We start from the raw sequence: 1,299 nt of genomic DNA, 5'->3' as shown, positions 1-1,299 counted from the left end.
GAATGCGCCGGGGTGGCCCAGGCGACCGAAAGACTGAAGATCGCCGGCGCCAAACGCGTGCACATGCACCTCGATATGGACGTGCATGATCCCCGCGAGTTGCAGGCCAACCGCTATATCACTTCGGGCGGCCCGAGCCCGGAGCAGTTGCGCGACGCCACTTGCGCCATGGCGCTTGCGGTGCCGGTCGTCGGCATCACCGTCTCCGCCTACGATCCGGCTTTCGACGCGCAGGCCGATGTTCCGCCGCTGGTCGGCCAGTTGCTGAACGATCTCATCGCCACGATAGAGGGCCGCTGATGCTGAAAGCCCGTGTCATCCCCTGTCTCGACGTCAAGAACGGCCGTGTCGTCAAGGGCGTCAACTTCGTCGATCTCGTCGACGCCGGCGATCCGGTCGAGGCGGCCAAGGCCTATGACGCGGCCGGCGCCGACGAGCTTTGCTTCCTCGACATCACTGCTTCGTCGGACAATCGCGAGACCATCTTCGACGTCATCGCACGCACCGCCGAACAATGTTTCATGCCGCTGACCGTCGGCGGCGGCGTGCGCCAGGTCGCCGACATCAGGAAGCTGCTCTTGGCCGGCGCGGACAAGGTGTCGATCAACACGGCGGCGGTGAAGAACCCGGACTTCGTTGCCGAGGCTGCCGACAAGTTCGGCAACCAGTGCATTGTCGTCGCCATCGACGCCAAGAAAGTGTCCGCCACCGGTGAGGCCGACCGCTGGGAGATCTTCACCCATGGTGGGCGCGAAAAGACCGGCATCGACGCGGTCGAGTTCGCGCGGAAAATGGTCGATCGCGGCGCCGGCGAGATCCTGCTGACCTCGATGGATCGCGACGGCACCAAGGCCGGCTACGACATCGCGCTGACCCGCGCGATATCAGACGCCGTGCGCGCGCCGGTCATCGCTTCCGGCGGCGTCGGCACGCTCGACCACATGGTCGAAGGCATTCGCGACGGCCATGCCGGTGCGGTGCTGGCCGCGTCCATCTTCCATTTCGGTACCTACACGATAGCGCAGGCCAAGGCGCATATGGCCGCCGCAGGGCTGCCGATGCGGCTGGACTCTGTGAATAATCGGCCCTAAAGCATGATCCCGAAAAGTGGGAACCGGTTTTCGGAAAAGATCATGCCTAAACAAGCAGATAGATGGCGCCATGGCTGAGTTTTCGCTGTCAGGTCTTGAAGAAACCATCAGGGAACGCGCCCATTCCGGCGACCCGGACTCGTGGACGGCAAAACTGTTCGCGCGCGGCATCGACAAGGCGGCGCAGAAACTCGGCGAGGAAGCAGTC

The 1,299-nt window shown here is 63.9% G+C and carries 1 protein-coding gene and 2 pseudogenes; all 3 read left to right on the top strand.

Annotated features, from left to right (window positions below; all coding sequences use genetic code 11):
• Positions 1–300: pseudogene (locus ENZ74_RS32055) on the top strand (arginase family protein); the annotation flags it as partial.
• Positions 297–1,091: an imidazole glycerol phosphate synthase subunit HisF gene (gene hisF / locus ENZ74_RS32050; protein ID WP_024501998.1), complete on the top strand. Its 795-nt coding sequence runs from the start codon at positions 297–299 to the stop codon at positions 1,089–1,091. The pseudogene ENZ74_RS32055 and the gene hisF, both read left to right, overlap by 4 nt.
• 70 nt (positions 1,092–1,161) lie before the next feature.
• Positions 1,162–1,299, top strand: a pseudogene (locus ENZ74_RS35525) (phosphoribosyl-ATP pyrophosphatase); the annotation flags it as partial.

This window comes from Mesorhizobium sp. M7A.F.Ca.CA.002.15.2.1 (assembly GCF_003998715.1).
Taxonomy (GTDB): domain Bacteria; phylum Pseudomonadota; class Alphaproteobacteria; order Rhizobiales; family Rhizobiaceae; genus Mesorhizobium; species Mesorhizobium ciceri.
Note: the sequence above shows the minus strand (reverse complement) of the source record. Positions and strands in the feature narration are given on the sequence as shown.